This is a genomic window from Pseudomonas sp. DW-iso3, assembly GCF_058725305.1.
Window position 1 is genome coordinate 255,489 of sequence record NZ_JBZXDZ010000005.1, and the last position, 16,660, is coordinate 272,148.

The 16,660-nt window shown below is 62.8% G+C and carries 14 protein-coding genes; 2 read left to right on the plus strand and 12 right to left on the minus strand.

The features are described from left to right. Positions 1 to 576: 576 nt before the first annotated feature. From AC4PS7_RS16285 to AC4PS7_RS16340, 12 genes are all read right to left on the minus strand, one after another. The gene (locus AC4PS7_RS16285; RefSeq protein WP_042572035.1) at positions 577 to 1,980 is read right to left on the minus strand and encodes an amidase; all 1,404 of its coding nucleotides are present in this window, start codon (positions 1,978 to 1,980) and stop codon (positions 577 to 579) included. After that, entirely contained in the window at positions 1,977 to 3,245 is a 1,269-nt protein-coding gene (locus AC4PS7_RS16290; protein ID WP_492179618.1) for a Zn-dependent hydrolase, read from the minus strand. The genes AC4PS7_RS16285 and AC4PS7_RS16290 overlap by 4 nt, the downstream gene beginning before the upstream one ends. Before the next feature lie 13 nt (positions 3,246 to 3,258). Beyond that, positions 3,259 to 3,954: an ABC transporter ATP-binding protein gene (locus AC4PS7_RS16295; protein ID WP_042572037.1), complete on the minus strand. Its 696-nt coding sequence runs from the start codon at positions 3,952 to 3,954 to the stop codon at positions 3,259 to 3,261. Beyond that, positions 3,954 to 4,703, minus strand: coding sequence for an ABC transporter ATP-binding protein (locus AC4PS7_RS16300; RefSeq protein WP_010209301.1), 750 nt, complete (start codon positions 4,701 to 4,703; stop codon positions 3,954 to 3,956). The genes AC4PS7_RS16295 and AC4PS7_RS16300 overlap by 1 nt, the downstream gene beginning before the upstream one ends. After that, positions 4,700 to 5,710 (minus strand): branched-chain amino acid ABC transporter permease, encoded by a 1,011-nt coding sequence (locus AC4PS7_RS16305; protein ID WP_010209302.1) that lies wholly within the window; start codon positions 5,708 to 5,710, stop codon positions 4,700 to 4,702. Before AC4PS7_RS16305 ends, AC4PS7_RS16300 begins: the two co-directional genes overlap by 4 nt. A gap of 1 nt (position 5,711) precedes the next feature. After that, the gene (locus tag AC4PS7_RS16310) at positions 5,712 to 6,572 is read right to left on the minus strand and encodes a branched-chain amino acid ABC transporter permease (RefSeq protein ID WP_021492866.1); all 861 of its coding nucleotides are present in this window, start codon (positions 6,570 to 6,572) and stop codon (positions 5,712 to 5,714) included. A 57-nt stretch (positions 6,573 to 6,629) separates the two neighbouring features. Next, the gene (locus AC4PS7_RS16315) at positions 6,630 to 7,832 is read right to left on the minus strand and encodes an ABC transporter substrate-binding protein (RefSeq protein WP_010209304.1); all 1,203 of its coding nucleotides are present in this window, start codon (positions 7,830 to 7,832) and stop codon (positions 6,630 to 6,632) included. 223 nt (positions 7,833 to 8,055) lie between these two features. Then, positions 8,056 to 8,823: a FadR/GntR family transcriptional regulator gene (locus AC4PS7_RS16320; protein WP_010209305.1), complete on the minus strand. Its 768-nt coding sequence runs from the start codon at positions 8,821 to 8,823 to the stop codon at positions 8,056 to 8,058. A 107-nt stretch (positions 8,824 to 8,930) separates the two neighbouring features. Further along, a complete protein-coding gene (locus AC4PS7_RS16325) occupies positions 8,931 to 9,674 on the minus strand; it encodes an alpha/beta fold hydrolase (protein WP_460114370.1) in 744 nt (247 codons plus the stop codon). Between the two features lie 104 nt (positions 9,675 to 9,778). Then, entirely contained in the window at positions 9,779 to 11,182 is a 1,404-nt protein-coding gene (locus AC4PS7_RS16330) for an efflux transporter outer membrane subunit (RefSeq protein ID WP_460114371.1), read from the minus strand. Further along, complete coding sequence (locus AC4PS7_RS16335; RefSeq protein WP_010209310.1) at positions 11,175 to 13,145, minus strand: MacB family efflux pump subunit; 1,971 nt, start codon at positions 13,143 to 13,145, stop codon at positions 11,175 to 11,177. The genes AC4PS7_RS16330 and AC4PS7_RS16335 overlap by 8 nt, the downstream gene beginning before the upstream one ends. A 1-nt stretch (position 13,146) precedes the next feature. Continuing rightward, entirely contained in the window at positions 13,147 to 14,316 is a 1,170-nt protein-coding gene (locus tag AC4PS7_RS16340) for an efflux RND transporter periplasmic adaptor subunit (protein ID WP_010209313.1), read from the minus strand. A gap of 365 nt (positions 14,317 to 14,681) precedes the next feature. On the opposite strand from AC4PS7_RS16340, the gene AC4PS7_RS16345 reads away from it, so the two are divergent. Both AC4PS7_RS16345 and AC4PS7_RS16350 read left to right on the plus strand, forming a co-directional pair. After that, on the plus strand, positions 14,682 to 15,164 hold the full coding sequence (locus AC4PS7_RS16345) for a sigma-70 family RNA polymerase sigma factor (RefSeq protein WP_106119349.1): 483 nt from the start codon (positions 14,682 to 14,684) through the stop codon (positions 15,162 to 15,164). A 119-nt stretch (positions 15,165 to 15,283) separates the two neighbouring features. After that, the gene (locus AC4PS7_RS16350; protein WP_010209316.1) at positions 15,284 to 16,621 is read left to right on the plus strand and encodes a lysine N(6)-hydroxylase/L-ornithine N(5)-oxygenase family protein; all 1,338 of its coding nucleotides are present in this window, start codon (positions 15,284 to 15,286) and stop codon (positions 16,619 to 16,621) included. The last annotated feature ends 39 nt before the right edge of the window (positions 16,622 to 16,660 follow it).

Genomic DNA, 16,660 nt, shown 5'->3' on the forward strand with positions numbered 1-16,660 from the left:
TTGCCTGCGAAGGCGGCCTGACAGCCGACGACAATCTCACTGTAGCCCCGCGATCTAAATGTGGGAGCTGGCTTGCCTGCGAAGGCGGCCTGACAGCCGACGACAATCTCACTGTAGCCCCGCGATCCAAATGTGGGAGCTGGCTTGCCTGCGAAGGCGGCCTGACAGCCGACCTGGATGTTGGATCTGACCGGGTATATATCCGTTATTTAGGTAACGGCGGCTATTGGTTCCGCCCTTACGGCGGGTCACTTTCGAAAAGCGCGAAAGTAACCAAAGCGCTCTTGCCCCAACACTCGGCACCTCGCCTAGGCTCGGTGTGCCCGTAATCCGACAGGGATTTGGGGGGCCGCCGCCACGCGCCATCCATGGCGCGGGGCGGCTAAACCGGCATCCCTGCCGGTTTACCCCCCAAATCCCTGTCGAATTCCGGCCAGCGTGTTTGACGGGGCGCTTAGGATCAAGATCAAGATCAAAAGCAAGAGCAAGAGCACGGCGGCCTGATAGCCGGCCTGAGTGGTTGAATCAAAAGCCGGTAGGTGTAGCGCCGGCAAGCCGGCTCCTACAGGGGGCATTTCAGGTTGGGGTTTGTGGGGCTTGGAGGTGCTGGGTCGGGAAGGCCTTCGCGTAGGCGTGGCACACCCGCAACACTTGTTCGTCGGCAAACCGCGCGCCCACTACATGCAAGCCCACCGGCAAGCCATTCGTCGCCAACCCACACGGCACCGAGGCCGCTGGCTGTTGGGTCAGGTTGAAGGGGTAGGTGAACGGTGTCCACTGTGTCCATTCCTCCAAGCCGGAGCCGGGCGGTACGTCGTGCCCAGCGTCGAATGCCGTGATGGGCATCATCGGCGACACCAGTACATCGTAGTGCTCATGGAACGCCGCCATGCGCGCCACCAGGGCTGCGCGGGCTTCGAGGGCGGCGTTGAAGTCATCCAGGCTCAAGCGTTCGCCGCGTTGTGCAATACGCAGCAGGCCTGGGTCCAGCAGCTGTTTTTGCGCATCGTTCATGGGGCTTGTCAGGCGTGCGGCGCCGGCCGCCCACAGGGTGCTGAAGACTTCCAGCGGGTCGCTGAAGCCGGGGTCGATTTGCTCGACATGGGCGCCCAGTTGCACCAGCCCTGCCACCGCTTGAGCGACGACCTTGGCCACTTGCGGGTCGACGTCCACGTAACCGAAGTTCGGGCTATAGGCGACACGCAAACCGTTCAGATCCGTACCCGGTGTGAGCCACGGCGTGGTGCGTGGCGCGCCGATCAAGCCGTCGCGCGTGTCCGGCTGGGCGATGGTCTGTAGCATCAACACGCTGTCTTCCACCGTACGGGTCATCGGCCCCAGGTGCGAGAGAAGGGTCATGGCGCTGGCCGGCCACTGCGGCACATAGCCAAACGTCGGTTTGATCCCGAAGGTGCCGGTAAATGCACAGGGAATCCGGATCGAACCGCCGGCATCGCTGCCTTGGTGCAGCACGCCCAGGTTCAGCGCTGCCGCGGCCCCCGCGCCGCCGGATGAGCCGCCCGCCGTGGTGCGTGTGTCCCAGGGATTGCGGGTAATGCCGTACAACGGGTTGTCGGTGACGCCTTTCCAACCGAATTCCGGGGTAGTGGTCTTGCCCAGCAGCACCGCACCGGCCTTGCGCATAAAGGCGGTGAAGGGCGCGTCGACGTCCCACGGGCCCTCGGCCGATGTGGTGCGCGAGCCCTTGCGGGTCGGCATGCCGACGGTCAGCGTCAGGTCTTTGATCGACGCCGGCACACCGTCCAGCGCGCCGCAGGGTTGGCCGTTGAGCCAGCGTTGTTCCGAAGCGCGCGCGGCGTTCAGCGCGCCTTCCGGGTCCACGTGGCAGTAGGCATTCACCACCGGGTTATAGCGTTCGATACGCAGCAGGGCGTCTTCGGTGACGTCCACCGGTGACAAGGTCTTGTCGCGAAAATGCTGCAGCAGCTGCACTGCCGTCAGTTGGCCGATCTCGCTCATGCCGTTTCCCCCTGGGCTGCATTGACCATGGCGCGCAGCAATACCGCGCAGCCCGCCGCCAGGTCGTCCGGCGCCGCGTTTTCGATTTCGTTATGGCTGATGCCGCCTTCGCACGGCACAAAAATCATCCCGGCCGGGCCGAGTTCGGCGACGAAAATCGCATCGTGCCCGGCGCCGCTGACGATATCCATATGGCTCAAGCCCAATACAGCCGCGGCGTCGCGCACAGCGTTGACGCAGACCGGGTTGAAGTCCAGCGCCGGAAAATCAGCCGTCGGCGTCAGCTCGAAGGTGAGGCCGTGCCTTTTAGCGGTGTCTTCGATCACGCCGCGCACTTCATCGACCATGGCTTGCAGCTTGTCCGCATGCAGGTGGCGCAGGTCGATGGTCATGTGCACTTGGCCAGGAATCACATTGCGTGAACCGGGGTGCAGGCTCAGGCAACCGACCGTGCCGCAGGCGTGCGGTTGTTGTTGATGGGCGATACGGTTGACCGCGCTGACCACCTCGGCGGCGCCGACCAGGGCATCCTTGCGCAGGTGCATCGGCGTCGGGCCGGCGTGGGCTTCTACGCCGGTAAGGGTCAGGTCGAACCACTTCTGGCCCAGGCAGCCCATGACCACGCCAATGGTGGTGGCCTGGTCCTCCAGCACCGGGCCTTGTTCGATGTGTGCTTCGAAGTAGGCGCCCACCGGGTGACCGAGCACGGCGCGGGATCCGGCATAACCGATGCGCTGCAATTCGGCGCCGACCGACAGACCCTGGTCATCGAGCTTGTCGAGGGTATCCTGCAAATCGAACTTACCGGCAAACACCCCGGAGCCCATCATGCACGGCGGAAAACGCGAGCCTTCTTCGTTGGTCCACACCACCACTTCAATCGGCGCGGCGGTTTCGATGTTCAAGTCATTCAGGGTGCGGATCACTTCCAGCCCGGCCATCACCCCGTAGCACCCGTCGAACTTGCCGCCGGTGGGCTGGGTGTCGATATGGCTGCCGGTCATCACCGGGGGCAGGGCGGGGTTGCGCCCGGCACGGCGTGCAAAGATATTGCCGATGGCGTCGACACTGACACTGCAGCCGGCGGCCTCGCACCATTGCACAAACAGGTCGCGGGCCTGGCGGTCCAGGTCGGTCAGCGCCAGGCGGCACACACCACCTTTGACGGTGGCTCCGAGCTGGGCCAGGTCCATCAAGGATTGCCAGAGGCGGTCGCGGTTGATCAGCGGGGCGTTGCTCTTGAGCGGTTGCGCAAAACTATTCATGTGCAATCTCCGGTCAGGCACTCAGGGCCAAATAACGGTTTTTGATGGTTGGGTCGGCGCGGAAGGCTTCGGCGCTGCCCTCGTAGACCACGCGGCCCTGTTCGAGCACGTAGTGGCGGTCGGCGAGCTTGTCGCAGACCATCAGGTTCTGTTCCACCAACAGCACCGGCAGGCCGTCGTCCTTGACCTTGCGCAGGATCTTCACCAGTTCGTCGACGATCACCGGCGCCAGGCCCTCGGTGGGTTCATCGAGAATCAGCAGCTTGGGATCGTTGAGCAGGGCGCGGGCGATGGCGAGCATCTGTTGCTCGCCGCCGGACAGCGCATGGCCGGCGTTTTTGCGGCGCTCCTTGAGACGCGGGAACATGCCGTAGACGTCCTCAAGCTGCCAGCGGCTGGTCTTGCGCGTGGCGATGCGCAGGTTTTCCTCGACCGTGAGCAGGCGGAAAATCCCACGGTTCTCCGGCACCAGCGCCAGGCCCTGGCGCGCGATTTCGAAGATTTTCTGGCCCACCAGCGCCTGGCCGTTGAAGTGGATCTGGCCCTGGCGCGGGCAGATGATGCCGAGGATGCTGCGCAGGGTGGTGGTCTTGCCGGCGCCATTGCGTCCCAGCAGTGTCACCAGTTCGCCAGGGTTGACGGTCAGCGACACGCCTTCCAGCACATGGCTCTTGTCGTAGTAGGAATGGATATTCTCGACGATCAGCATCAGGCAGCCTCCCCAAGATACGCGGTGCGCACGCGTTCATCGGCACGCACGAATTCCGGCGTGCCTTCCACCAGGATCTGCCCGTGGCTCATCACCGTGATGCGTTGGCTGATGGACATGACAATGCTCATGTTGTGTTCGATCAGCAGCACCGTGTGGTCACGGCCTAGGTCGCTGATCAACTGAGTCATGATCGGGATGTCATCGATGCCCATGCCCGAGGTGGGCTCATCCAGCATCAACAGTTTCGGTTTGGAGCAGATCGACATGCCCACCTCCAGCACCCGCTGCTGGCCGTGGGACAACTCGCCGGCGAGGGTATCGGCGCGGGCAGTGAGTTGCAGACGCTCCAGCACCTGGTCGGCCATCTCCAGGTGTTCGCGCTTGCTGTCGACGCGACGCCAGAAATTCAAGGCACGCGCACCGTCGCGGCCTTGGGCGGCCAGCCGCAGGTTTTCGCGCACGCTGAGGTTCTGGAACAGGCTGGTAAGCTGGAACGAGCGCGCCATGCCCAAGCCGACCCGGCCGTGGGCGGGCTTGCGCATCAGGTTCTTGCCGTCGAAATGAATCGCCCCGGCGGTGGCCTGGCGTTCGCCGGTAAGGCAGTGGAACAGGCTGGTCTTGCCCGCGCCGTTGGGCCCGATGATGGTGTGGATGGTGCCGGCCTCGACCTTGAGGTTCACGCCGTTCACCGCATGGAACGCGCCGTAGGCCAGTTCCAGGTCTTTGGTTTCCAACAGGATGCTCATAGCCCTTCCTCCTTGGCGACAGCGGCGGTCTTGCGGCTGCCACGCACCCGTTCAAACAGCGACACCAGGCCGCCCCACAAACCACCGCGCATGAAGATCACCACCAGGATCAGAATCACCCCCAGCAGCATCAGCCAGCGCGGCCACAGGTCGGAGAGGAAATCCCCCAGCAACACGATGGAACCGGCGCCCAGCAACGAGCCGAACAACGAGCCCGTGCCGCCGACGATGGTCATGATCAGGATGTTTTCGGACATCATCAGGTCGATATTCGACAGCGGCACAAAGTGCAGCAGCATCGCGTAGAGCGCGCCGGCGATGCCGGTGACGGCGCCGGACAGCACAAACACCAGGATTTTGAAGTGGCGTGTGTCATAGCCGATGGCTGAGGCGCGGGTTTCGTTTTCGCGGATGGCCATCAGCGTGCTGCCGAACGGCGAAGCGATCACCCGGCGTGCGCCGATGAAGATCAGCAGGAACAGCACCGCGACAAACGCGTAGAAGGCGCGGGCGTCGGCCAGTGACAGCAGCACGGTTTCACCCAGGCGGATCTCCGGGCGTGGCACGCTGAGCAGGCCGTTGTCGCCACCGGTCCAGTCGCTGAGGGTGTAGGCGACAAAGTAGGCCATCTGGCTGAATGCGAGGGTCAGCATCACGAAGTAGATGCCGGTGCGACGGATCGCCAGGGCGCCCACCAGCAACGCCAGGAAGCCACCCGCGATGGCGGCGCCGAGCAATGCGGTGAACAGGCCCAGTTGCAGATGAATCATCAGCAACGCCGCACAGTAGGCGCCGGCCCCGAAGAAGATGCCTTGGCCGAACGACAGCAGCCCGGTGTAGCCCAGCAACAGGTTGCAGGCGAGGGCGGCCATGGCAAAGATCAGGATCTCGGTGGCCAGGGTCGCCGAGGGCAATATCAACGGCAGGCCGATCAGTACCGCCAGCACCCACAGCAACATGGCCTTGGATTGGGTCTTGGCGAACGGCAGGGGATTTTTCTCGCTCATCTCAGGCTCTCCCGAACAGGCCGTAAGGACGTACCAGAATCACCACGGCCATTGCGCCATAGATCATCAGGCTCGCGCCTTGGGGCCAGAGTGTGGTCATCAGGCTTTGCACCACGCCCACCAGCAAACCGCCGACCAGCGCACCGCTGAACGAACCCATGCCGCCGATCACCACCACCACGAAGGCCACCCCGAGAATCTCCGGGCCGACAAAGGGCTGGGCGCCGCGCAACGGGGCGAACAGTACGCCGGCAACGCCGGCCAGGGCCACGCCGAGGGCGAAGGTCATGGAGAACAGGCGGAAAATATTGGTGCCCAGCAGCGACACGGTTTCGGTGCTTTCACTGCCGGCCCGCACCAGGGCACCGAAGCGCGTGCGTTCCAGCAGCAGCCACAGGCCCAGGCCGACCAGCCCGGAGAACACGATGAGGAACAGGCGGTAGTAGGGGTAGACGAAGTCACCCACCACCAGCACGCCGCGCAGCAGTTCCGGCACGGCGACGCTCTTGCCCACCGGGCCCCAAATCATCACGCTGGCTTCCTGGATGATCAGCGCGATCCCTAAGGTCACCAGGATCTGGAACATGTGTGGCAAGTGATAGATCCGCTGGATCAACACTCGCTCGATGACCCAGGCCAGTGCGGCCACCACCAGCGGCGCGATCAGCAGCGCCAGCCAGAAGTTGCCGGTGAGGCTCACAGCGGTGTAGCAGATGTAGGCACCCAGCAGGAAAAACGCGCCGTGGGCGAAGTTGACGAAGTTGAGCAGGCCGAAAATGATCGTCAGCCCGACCGCGATCAGGAAGTAGATCATCCCCAATCCGAGGCCGTTGAGAATCTGGAACAGGTAAAGATTAAGCATGCAGGAACCCTCTGCAGGAGGCCGCTTGCACGGCCCTGCGCTACCAAATTCAGGGGATCAGCCGAGCGTGCAGCCCGTGGCTTCCACGGGTGGGAACGACTGGCCGGCGCTGAGCACCTTGGCCAGGTCATCCTTGTCGGCCATGTCGGCAGTGGCCTTGCCGATCAGCAGGTAGTAATCCTTGATCACCTGATGGTCGCCGGCGCGGATCGATTCCTTGCCGGTCGGCCCTTCGTAGCTCAGGCCCTGCATGGCCTTGGCCACGGTGGGCCCGTCGAAGCTGCCGGTGGCGATGATGGTGTCGAGCATGATCTTGGTGCTGATGTAGTCGGCGGCCAGCGGATAGGTGGGGTTGATGCCGTATTGGGCCTGGGTGAGCTTGACCAGTTCACGGTTGAGCGGGGTGTCGACCTGGTGCCAGTACTGCGCGCCAAGGTACACGCCTTCCAGCACGTCGCTGCCCAGTTCCTGGAACTGGTCGAGGCCGGCGGACCACACCAACAGCACTTTCATGCGTTCCTTGATGCCGAAGTTGACCGCCTGGCGCAGGGTGTTGGACGACTGGCTGCCGAAGTTGAGCAGTACCAGCACATCGGGCTTGGCGGCGATGGCATTGGTCAGGTAACCGGAGAACTCCTGTTCCTGCAGTGAGTGGTAGCTGTTGCCGATGTGCTCCAGGCCGTTTTCCTTGAGCACATTTTTTGCGCCTTCGAGCAACGCTTCGCCGAACACGTATTGCGGGGTGATGGTGTACCAGCGCTTGGCGTCCGGCAGCAGCTTGATCAGCGGCACCATGGTTTCGCGGATGGCACCGTAGGTGGGCACCGACCAGCGGAAGGTCGCGAGGTTGCAGTCCTTGCCGGTGACTTCATCGGCGCCGACCGGGGTCATGAACACGCCACCCACCTTGTCGACTTCCTTGGCCACCGCCAGTGCCGACGACGACAAGGTGCAACCCTGGAAGAACCGTGCGCCGTCCTGCTGGATGGCTTCCTGCACCTTGCGCACCGCCTTGCCGGCGTTGCCTTCGGTGTCGATGACCTTGTAGTTCAACGCGCGACCTAGCACCTGCGGGTGCTGTTGCACCGCCAGGCGCGAACCCATGTCGGCAAACTTGCCATAGCTGGCAAAGGCGCCAGACATGGACTTGAGGCCGTAAAAGGTAAAGGGCTCGGCGGCGAATGCAGACCGAATGCTCAGCGGGAGGCTGAGGGCGGCGGCTGCGGTAAGACTGGCTTTCAACAACGTACGACGCTGCATGGGGTGACTCCCTGGTTTAGTTATTGGCAGGAGTGGCAATGGCGATACGGTGGAGCAAGGGCCTGTGGGCAGGCCTGTTATTGGGATAACGCGGTTTTGGTTGGAATAGGGTCAAACTGTGGGAGCGGGCTTGCTCGCGAATGCGGTGTATCAGTCACCGGGTGCATTGCTGACCCACCGCATTCGCGAGCAAGCCCGCTCCCACATTGGATTCGTGGTGTCCTTAACGATGATCGAACTCCAATAGAAAATGCGGGCTGACTTCACCTTCCAGCGCCGTCATATGGTGTTCGGCGTCGCACATGTGTTCATGCATCAGGCTGCGCACTGCGCTTTCATCCCCGGCCCGAAACGCGATCAGCAACTGCTTGTGATAATCCAGGTTGGCCGCATCGAACTGCTTGCGCTTGGGCTTGTAGGCCTTTTTCAACACCACCAGGTCACGCAACAGGTCGTTGAGGAACTGCGCCATGAAACTCAGCAACGGGTTGGGGCAGGCCTTGGCCAGCAGGTTGTGAAACTCCAGTTCTGCCAGGCGCTGTTCACGCTGGCCAGCCTCGCTGTCTTCGGGCGCGCTGCAAAAATCCACGTTGTCTTGCAGGGCTTGGTAGTCGTCTTCGCTCAAGCGTCCGAGTACCGACACCGCCAGTTCCACTTCGATGACTTTGCGCAGTTGGTACACCTGCTCGCCGTCCAGGTGCTGGAAGTGCAGGTAGTTGCGCAACGCCCGGCTGGCCGGTTCGGTGCCGGCCTGGTTCAGGTAGGCGCCGCCGCTGGGCCCGGTACGCGTGCTCACCAACCCTTCGACTTCCAAGGCCTTGAGCGCTTCACGGGCCGAGCCTTTGGAGCACTGGAAGCTTTCCATCAGCTCGCGTTCGGTGGGCAAGCGGTCGCCGGGCTTCAAGGCATCGGTGACGATGGAGCGCTTGACCGACTCGACAATCACGTCGGACAGCTTCTGGCGTTTGCGTCGTAGCGGGCGGCTTAGCATAAGTTCGATTTATCGTATTAATGCGGATAAATAGCACTTAATAACGATCGGGGGGCAGCGTCAACGGCGGGTGTCGTTTTCGACGGCAAAAGGTCGCAATCGGGTGGTTACTCCCCGTTGCCTGAGTCCAGGCATCGGGTGGACGGCGGCGGCTGCTTGCCGAAGACCAGGAAATCGCCCACCCAACGGTTGATGCAGCTGCTGGCGTCCTGTTTGGTTGTTTCTTTCAGGCGCAGTTGTTCGACGTGGGGCGCTGCCGATTCGGGCTGCTGCGCATTGACCAGCACCATGCGCGCTACCCGTTCGGGAAACAGGGCCGCGTAACGGTTGCCCAGGCGGGTGGCATCGGCATTGCCCAGGTAGAACAGTTGGGCCTCGCCCAGTTGGCTGCGCACATACTCAAGGTCTTGAGCGGCCTGTTCGACTCCAGTCTCGTTGTCGAGGTCGCGAGGGCTGAGCTCGATGAAGTCGTAGCGGTTGACCAGTGTGCGATACGCCGGGTTGGAGTAAGAACCCCAAAGGCTGGTCAGGTGAATGACGAAGGTGCCGCCCTGATTCCTTTTAGGCGCGTCGCCGGCCTGGGCGAACACCACGCCTTCCCGGTTCAGTGGGTCTCGGGCGCCGACGCGGGTCAGGTAGAGGCGCAGGTTGCCTTGCCGGGGGGCTGCGTAATTGCGCGGTACGCTCACGACGCCGCATTGGGTGCGCTGCAGCACTTCGGGGTCCAGGCGTTCAACGGTCGGCAGGGGGCAATCCAGCAGCCAATCGATGGCGGTGGGGGCAATCAGGTCTTGGGCAGCGCTTGCTGTCATCCAGAGACAGGCGCACGTCAGGTATTTTGCGACAGTCATCAAGAGGTCCTGGGCAACCGTGTGAGTGCGGTTTTTTTACCAAGGACCGTTGGTCGAAGAATGTAGGGCGAGAAGACAGCTGGCGTACGAAAACGGAGTTTTGTTTATCGGATCTGAGTCTGCCAGCCGCCGCCTAATGCTTTGTACAGCGCGATGCTGGCCTGTAGGCGCGACAGCCGCAGTTGCACGTTCTGGTCCTGGGCTGTGTACAGGGTGCGCTGGGTTTCCAGTACCGTGAGCAAGTCTTCGGCACCCGCCTGATAGCGGCTTTCTGCAATCTGGAAGGCGGTCTGGGCCTGTTGCAGTTCTTCGCTTTGCCATTCGCGCTGCTGGTCGAGACGCGTGATGCTGCTGAGGGATTTTTCCACGTCGGCAAAGCCGTTGATGATCGCACCGCGATAGGTTTGCAGCAGTTCATCCTGGCGCGCGCGGGCCTTGTCGCGTTCAGCACTTAAACGGCCGTTGTTGAAGATCGGCGCCACCAGTCCAGCGGTAAGCGTGTAATAAGGGCTGCGCAGCACATCCACGGCTTTGTAGGCGTCGGAACCCAGGGTGGCGCCAAGGGTGATGGCGGGCAGCATGGCCGCGCGAGCCACCGTGACGTCGGCCTGCGCTGCCGCCAGCTGTGCCTCGGCCTTGGCGATATCGGGGCGACGGCTGAGCAACTGGCTTGGCAAGCCGGCGCCGATTGCAGGCCAGGTCAAGGCTTGGAACGGTTCGGTGCCTAGGTTCAGAGCCTGTACCGGCTGGCCGAGGAGGGCAGCCAGCGTAATCCGCGACTCTTCGGCCAATTGCTGGATCAACGGCAGTTGGCGTTGCTGGCTGGCCACCAGGCTTTTTTGCTGGGCCAGTTCCAGGGCAGTGGCGGAGCCGGCGTCATAGCGAGTCTGTACAAGGTCGAGCACATTACGCGCATTGGCCAGGTTCAACTCGGCAATCTGCTGGCGTTGCTGCGCGGCCAGGGTTTGTGCGTAGCGGTCGGCCACGCTGCTGAGCAAGGTCAGCTCCACGGTGGCCTGGTCAAACTCGCTGGCGCGCACGTTGTGCAGGGCGCTGTCGCGAGCGGCGGCGCGACCGCCCCAGAAGTCCACTTCGTAGCTGGCGGTGAGGTTGGCGCCGAAATTGTCGACGGTGTCATCGCTTTGTGATGCGTCAAGATCCGGTCCACCCGGACCACGCAACAGTTTCTGACGGCTGGTGGTGAGGTTGAGCTTCACCTCCGGCAACAGCGGCGCGCCGGCGATCACTGCACTGGCTTGGGCTTGGTGCACGCGTGCGGTGGCGGCGGCCACGTCGAAGCTGTCACGCCGGGCCTGGTCGATCAGACGGTTGAGCTGCGGGCTGCCAAACTGTGTCCACCATTGCTGATTGGTGGCTTGGGCGGCGTCGCGTTCGGCAAGTTGCCAGGCGGCAGGCGGTGCAATCCCGCTGTCGACCGCTGGCGGGTTGCCGGTGCAGGCGCTGAGTAATACGCACAAGGCGGGCAGGTAGAGGGATCGTTTATTCACTGGTCAACGCCTTAACCGGATCGAGCCGGGCAGCTTTACGGGCCGGCATGAAGCCGAATACGACACCGGTGACGAGTGCGCAACCAAACGCGCCAAACACCGCCAATAGGGAGAACTGCACCGCCACCTTGGCCAGCACCAGCACCCCGCCGACCAACAATGCTAGGGCGATGCCGCACAAACCGCCGACCACCGAGAGCATCACCGCTTCCGTGAGGAACTGGCGCAGGATGTCGCGCTGGCGTGCGCCGGTGGCCATGCGAATGCCGATTTCGCGGGTACGCTCGCGCACGGTCATCAGCATGATATTCATCACGCCGATCCCGCCCACCAGCAGGGAAATTGCCGCAATCGAACCGAGCATCAATGACAGCGTGTTCTGAGTGCGGGCCTCGGCCTGGATCATCGCGGCGTTGTTGGTCAGCTCATAGTCGCGCTTGCCGTTGTGCAGCTTTTGCATCAACTGGTCGATGGCCACCTCGGTTTCGCGGACCTTGCGCGCATCGGCCGCCGCGATCACGACATACTCGGGGTTGTAGTTGCCGAACAGACGCACGCTGGCGGCGGTGTAAGGGATGGCAACGCGGTCGTCACTGTCCTTGTTGCCGGAGGCGGCGCCTTTTTCCGCCAGCACGCCGATTACCTGGAATGGCACGTTTTCAATCAGGATGTACTGGCCGATCGGGTTGACCTCGCCCTTGAACAGCTTCTCGCGCACGCGATGACCGATCACCGCCACCGTGGCGGCGGCACGCTCGTCGGCGGCCGTGAAGTAATTACCCTCGACCACCGGCCAATTAAAAATCTCCGGGAAGTTGGTGTCATTGCCCCCCACGTAGGCCATGTAGTCGACGTTGCTGAAGCGCACCCCGACTTCGCTGCCGTTGACCGGCATGATGCGCTGGACCTGGGGTAACGCCGCCAGTGCGTGGACGTCGTCGAGGGTCACGATACCCAGGGGCGTGCGCGGGTTGGGCGATGTTCCACTGAGGTAGATAATGTTGGAACCGAACGCCCCCATCTGCGCCATGACCTGGCGCTTGCTGCCCTCACCGACGGCCAGCATCACCACCACCGAGGCCACGCCAATGATGATCCCCAGCAGGGTCAGTGCGGTGCGGAAGCGGTTGATCCACATCACCCGCCAGGCGGCTTGCACCGCGTCCACCAGCTCGGCTTTCCACGCGCCATTGTGCTCGGCGCCGTCGGCCAGGCGCTGGCGCAGATCCACGGCTTGCAGAGCACCGTTCGCTAATGCTGGCGCAACGTCGCTGCTGTCCGCCGAGTCGCTGATGATCAAACCATCGCGAATCTCGATGATGCGATTGGCCCGCGCCGCCACTTCGCGGTCGTGGGTGATCAGGATCACCACGTGGCCCTGGCTGGCGAGTTCATCGAGCAGGGTCATGACCTCGGCGCCACTGTGGCTGTCGAGGGCGCCGGTGGGTTCGTCGGCGAGGATGATATGCCCGCCGTTCATCAAGGCTCGGGCAATGGATACCCGCTGTTGCTGGCCCCCGGAGAGTTGGTGCGGACGGTTGCCGGTGCGTTCGGCCAGGCCCAGGCGCGTGAGCAGGGCGTTGGCGCGGGCATGGCGCTCGGCGGCGCTGATGCCGGCGTAGATCGCCGGCATCTCGACGTTCTCCTGGGCCGAGCCCGACGGGATCAGGTGGTAGCCCTGGAACACGAACCCGAACGCTTCGCGGCGCAGCCAGGCCAGTTCATCGCTGTCCAGGTGGGCGACGTTTTCCCCGGCGAACAGGTAGTTGCCTGTGCTGGGGCGGTCGAGACAGCCAAGGATATTCATCAGCGTGGACTTGCCGGAGCCGGAGGCGCCGACGATGGCGACGAACTCCCCGGCATGGATCGACAGGTCTATGCCGCGCAACACGTCGACCTGCGGGCTGTCGCCGCCGCCGTAGGATTTGCGGATGTTCTTGAGTTCGATCAGGGGCGTGGTCACCTCAACCCCCGTTGCCGTCGGCGGGGCCGATCAGCAGGTGATCGCCTTCGCTCAAGCCGTCGAGCACCTGGACGCGCAGGCGGTCGCTGATGCCCACCTGCACCTGGCGCTGCTCGATACGGCCGTTCTTGCCCACGACCTGGGCGATCTGCTGGTTGGCGTTCGCCGTGCCCGATAACGCGGCAACCGGCGCGGTGAGCGCATCCTTGACTTGGCTGGCGACGAAAAATACCTGGGTGGTCATTTCGGCCATCAGCGCGTTGTCGCTGTTGTCCACGTCCAGCAGCACGGTGTACAGCACCACGCGGCCGCTGCCGCTTTTACTGGTGCTGTTGGGGCTGCCGCTGCCTTGGGTTTCATTCAACGGCTTGGGCGGGATCGGCAGGATCTGCCGCACGGTGCTGGTCCAGCGTCGGTTACCGCCGCTCAAGGTAGTGAAGTACGCGGTCATGCCGGGTTTGACGTGGCCGATATCGGCCTCCGAGACTTCTGCCCACACCGTCATCGGCGACAGCTTGGCGATGCGCAGGATCAACGGCGTCTGCTGCTGGGCATTGAGGGTTTGGCCAACCCGCGCGTCCACCGCGACCACGGTGCCGGTCATGGGCGCGTAGATGCGTGTGTAGCCCAATTCCGCTTCGTCACTGCGCAGGCTGGCCTGGGCTTGCAGGATCTGCGCCTGGAACATGTCGACCCGGGCCTGGGTAGCGCTCAGTTCGGCCTTCGCGGTTTGCACGTCTTCCTCACGGGTGGCGTTTGCGGCGGTCAGGCGTTGCTGGCGCTGGTACTTCTGGCGTGCCAATTCGTGCTGAGCCTTTTGTTCCTGCAACTGGGCCTTGAGGTTTTCGATGGCGTAGCGGCTGGCGTCCAGCTTGGCTTTTTGCGTGGACGGATCGATCTCAACCAGCAATTGGCCTTCCTCGACCTGGTCGCCGGCTTCGACGTGGATTTTGCGGATCTGGCCAGAGGCCTGGGCACCGACGTCCACATAGCGACGCGGTTGTAGGGTGCCCAAGGCGGTCACGCTGTTTTCGATACTGCCGCGGGTGACGGTGACGGTGGTGAGAGTGTCACGCCCCGGCGGCAGCACCTGCCAGGCCGCGACGGCGATAAAAGGGATCAGGCACGCGATAACAAGCAAGGCGCGTCGGGCAGGTCGAGGGCGTTTCATGCTTTGGTTCCAGCCAGGAAAGTTCGGACCGCAGTTGCGGGGAGCTGACAAGTAAACGAGGGAATTGCGCGGGGATTTAGGCGGTTACATAAGCAGTTACAGCTCCCTTGAAGAAAAAAATCGTCCGTTGATGCAAGTCTGCTTTAAAAGTAGATGAGAATTACTATAAATTGCACGCACTCAAACTGCCATCACCGAACGGGTTGATTTAAGTGTAGGAGCGAGCTTGCCCGCGAGGGACGTTCAGGCGCTGCGTTTATCCTGAATGCTCGCGATATCATTAACGGTCTTCGCAAGCACGCTCGCGTCTACAGGCTGTTTTTTGCACCCAGGGACCAAATGCCGCCACCCGGCGGTCGGGAGTCATGTTGGAAAACTACTATCGCGAGCTGGTGTGTTTCCTCAACGCCAAGCTGGGCAACCGTCAGGTGGCCGAGGATGTGGTGCATGACGCTTATGTCCGGGTGCTGGAGCGTTCCAGCGACACGCCCATCGAACAACCCCGTGCCTTTTTGTACCGCACCGCATTGAATCTGGTGATCGATGGACATCGGCGCAATGCCTTGCGCCAGGTTGAACCCCTGGACGTGCTGGATGCCGAAGAGCGCTTCGCCAGCAGTTCGCCTCACACCCACCACGATCACGGCCAGCGCCTGGAACTGCTCGAACGCGCCCTGGCCGAGCTGCCGCCGGCCTGTCGCGACAGCTTCCTGCTGCGCAAACTCGAAGGCCTGACCCACCTGCAGATCGCCGAACGCCTGTGCATTTCCCGCGCCATGGTGGAGAAACACATCGTCAATGCCATGAAGCACTGCCGGGTGCGGATGCGCGAGTGGGAAGCGCACTGATCGATGATCAGTTAAATTTTATTTCATTGTCCTCGTTTCCTATCAACACACGACCTGTTGTTCAGGTCTTGAAGGTATTCCCGCCCCACCGCCAAGGGGCTTATCCAGAGGACACTGGAATGACACAGGCAATTGCTTCGCCCGCGGTTCACGACCTGATCGGTATCGGTTTCGGCCCTTCGAACCTGGCGCTGGCCATCGCCCTGCAGGAGCGCGAAAAGGCCCAGGGCAAACTGGATGTGCTGTTTCTCGACAAACAGGCCGACTACCGCTGGCACGGCAACACCCTGGTGACCCAGAGCGAGCTGCAGATTTCATTCCTCAAGGACCTGGTGACCCTGCGCAACCCCACCAGCCCGTATTCCTTCGTCAATTACCTGAAAGCCCACGACCGCTTGGTGGACTTCATCAACCTGGGCACCTTCTACCCGTGCCGCATGGAGTACAACGACTACCTGCGCTGGGTCGCCGGGCAGTTTCAGGCCCAGGCGCGCTACGGCGAGGAAGTGCTGTCCATCGAGCCCATCCTGCACCAGCAGCAGGTTGAAGCGCTGCGTGTGATTTCCCGGGATGCGCTGGGGGAGCAACATGTACGCACCACCCGTTCGGTGGTGGTCAGCGCCGGGGGCACGCCGCGTATTCCCGAAGCGTTCAAGGCGCTCAAGGGCGATAGCCGGGTGTTCCACCATTCCCAATACTTGGAGCGGATGGCCAGCCAGCCATGTGTCGAGGGCAAGGCCATGCGCATCGCCATCATCGGCGGTGGCCAGAGCGCGGCAGAAGCCTTTATCGACCTGAACGACAGCTTCCCGTCGGTGCAGGTCGACATGATTCTGCGCGGTTCGGCGCTCAAACCCGCCGATGACAGCCCGTTCGTCAACGAAGTGTTCTCGCCGGCCTTCACCGACCTGGTGTTCCAGCAAGAGGGCGCCGAGCGTGAGCGCCTGGTCGCCGAGTACCAGAACACCAACTATTCGGTGGTGGACCTGGACTTGATCGAGCGTATCTACGGCATCTTCTACCGCCAGAAGGTCTCCGGCATCGCCCGCCAGGCGTTCCGCACCCTGACCGTGGTCGAGAAGGCCACACCAGGCCCGTTGGGCATCGAACTGGTGCTGCGCAACAACGCCAACGGCGACACCAGCGTCAACCACTACGACGCGGTGATCCTCGCCACCGGCTACGAGCGCCAGACACACCGCGCGCTGCTGGCGCCATTGGAAGACTACCTGGGCGACTTCGACGTGGCGCGCGACTATCGCATCGTCACCGACGAGCGTTGCAACGCCGGTATCTACATCCAGGGCTTCAGCCAGGCCAGCCATGGGTTGAGCGATACCCTGCTGTCGGTACTGCCGATTCGGGCGGATGAGATTGCGGCGTCGCTGTATGCGCTGGACCGTGGGCGCGGCAAGGGTCGTTCGGTGCAGGATTTGTTGCTCGCCACCGCGAGCTGAAACGCGCTCCTACAAACGGCACTTGTGGCAACGAGTGGC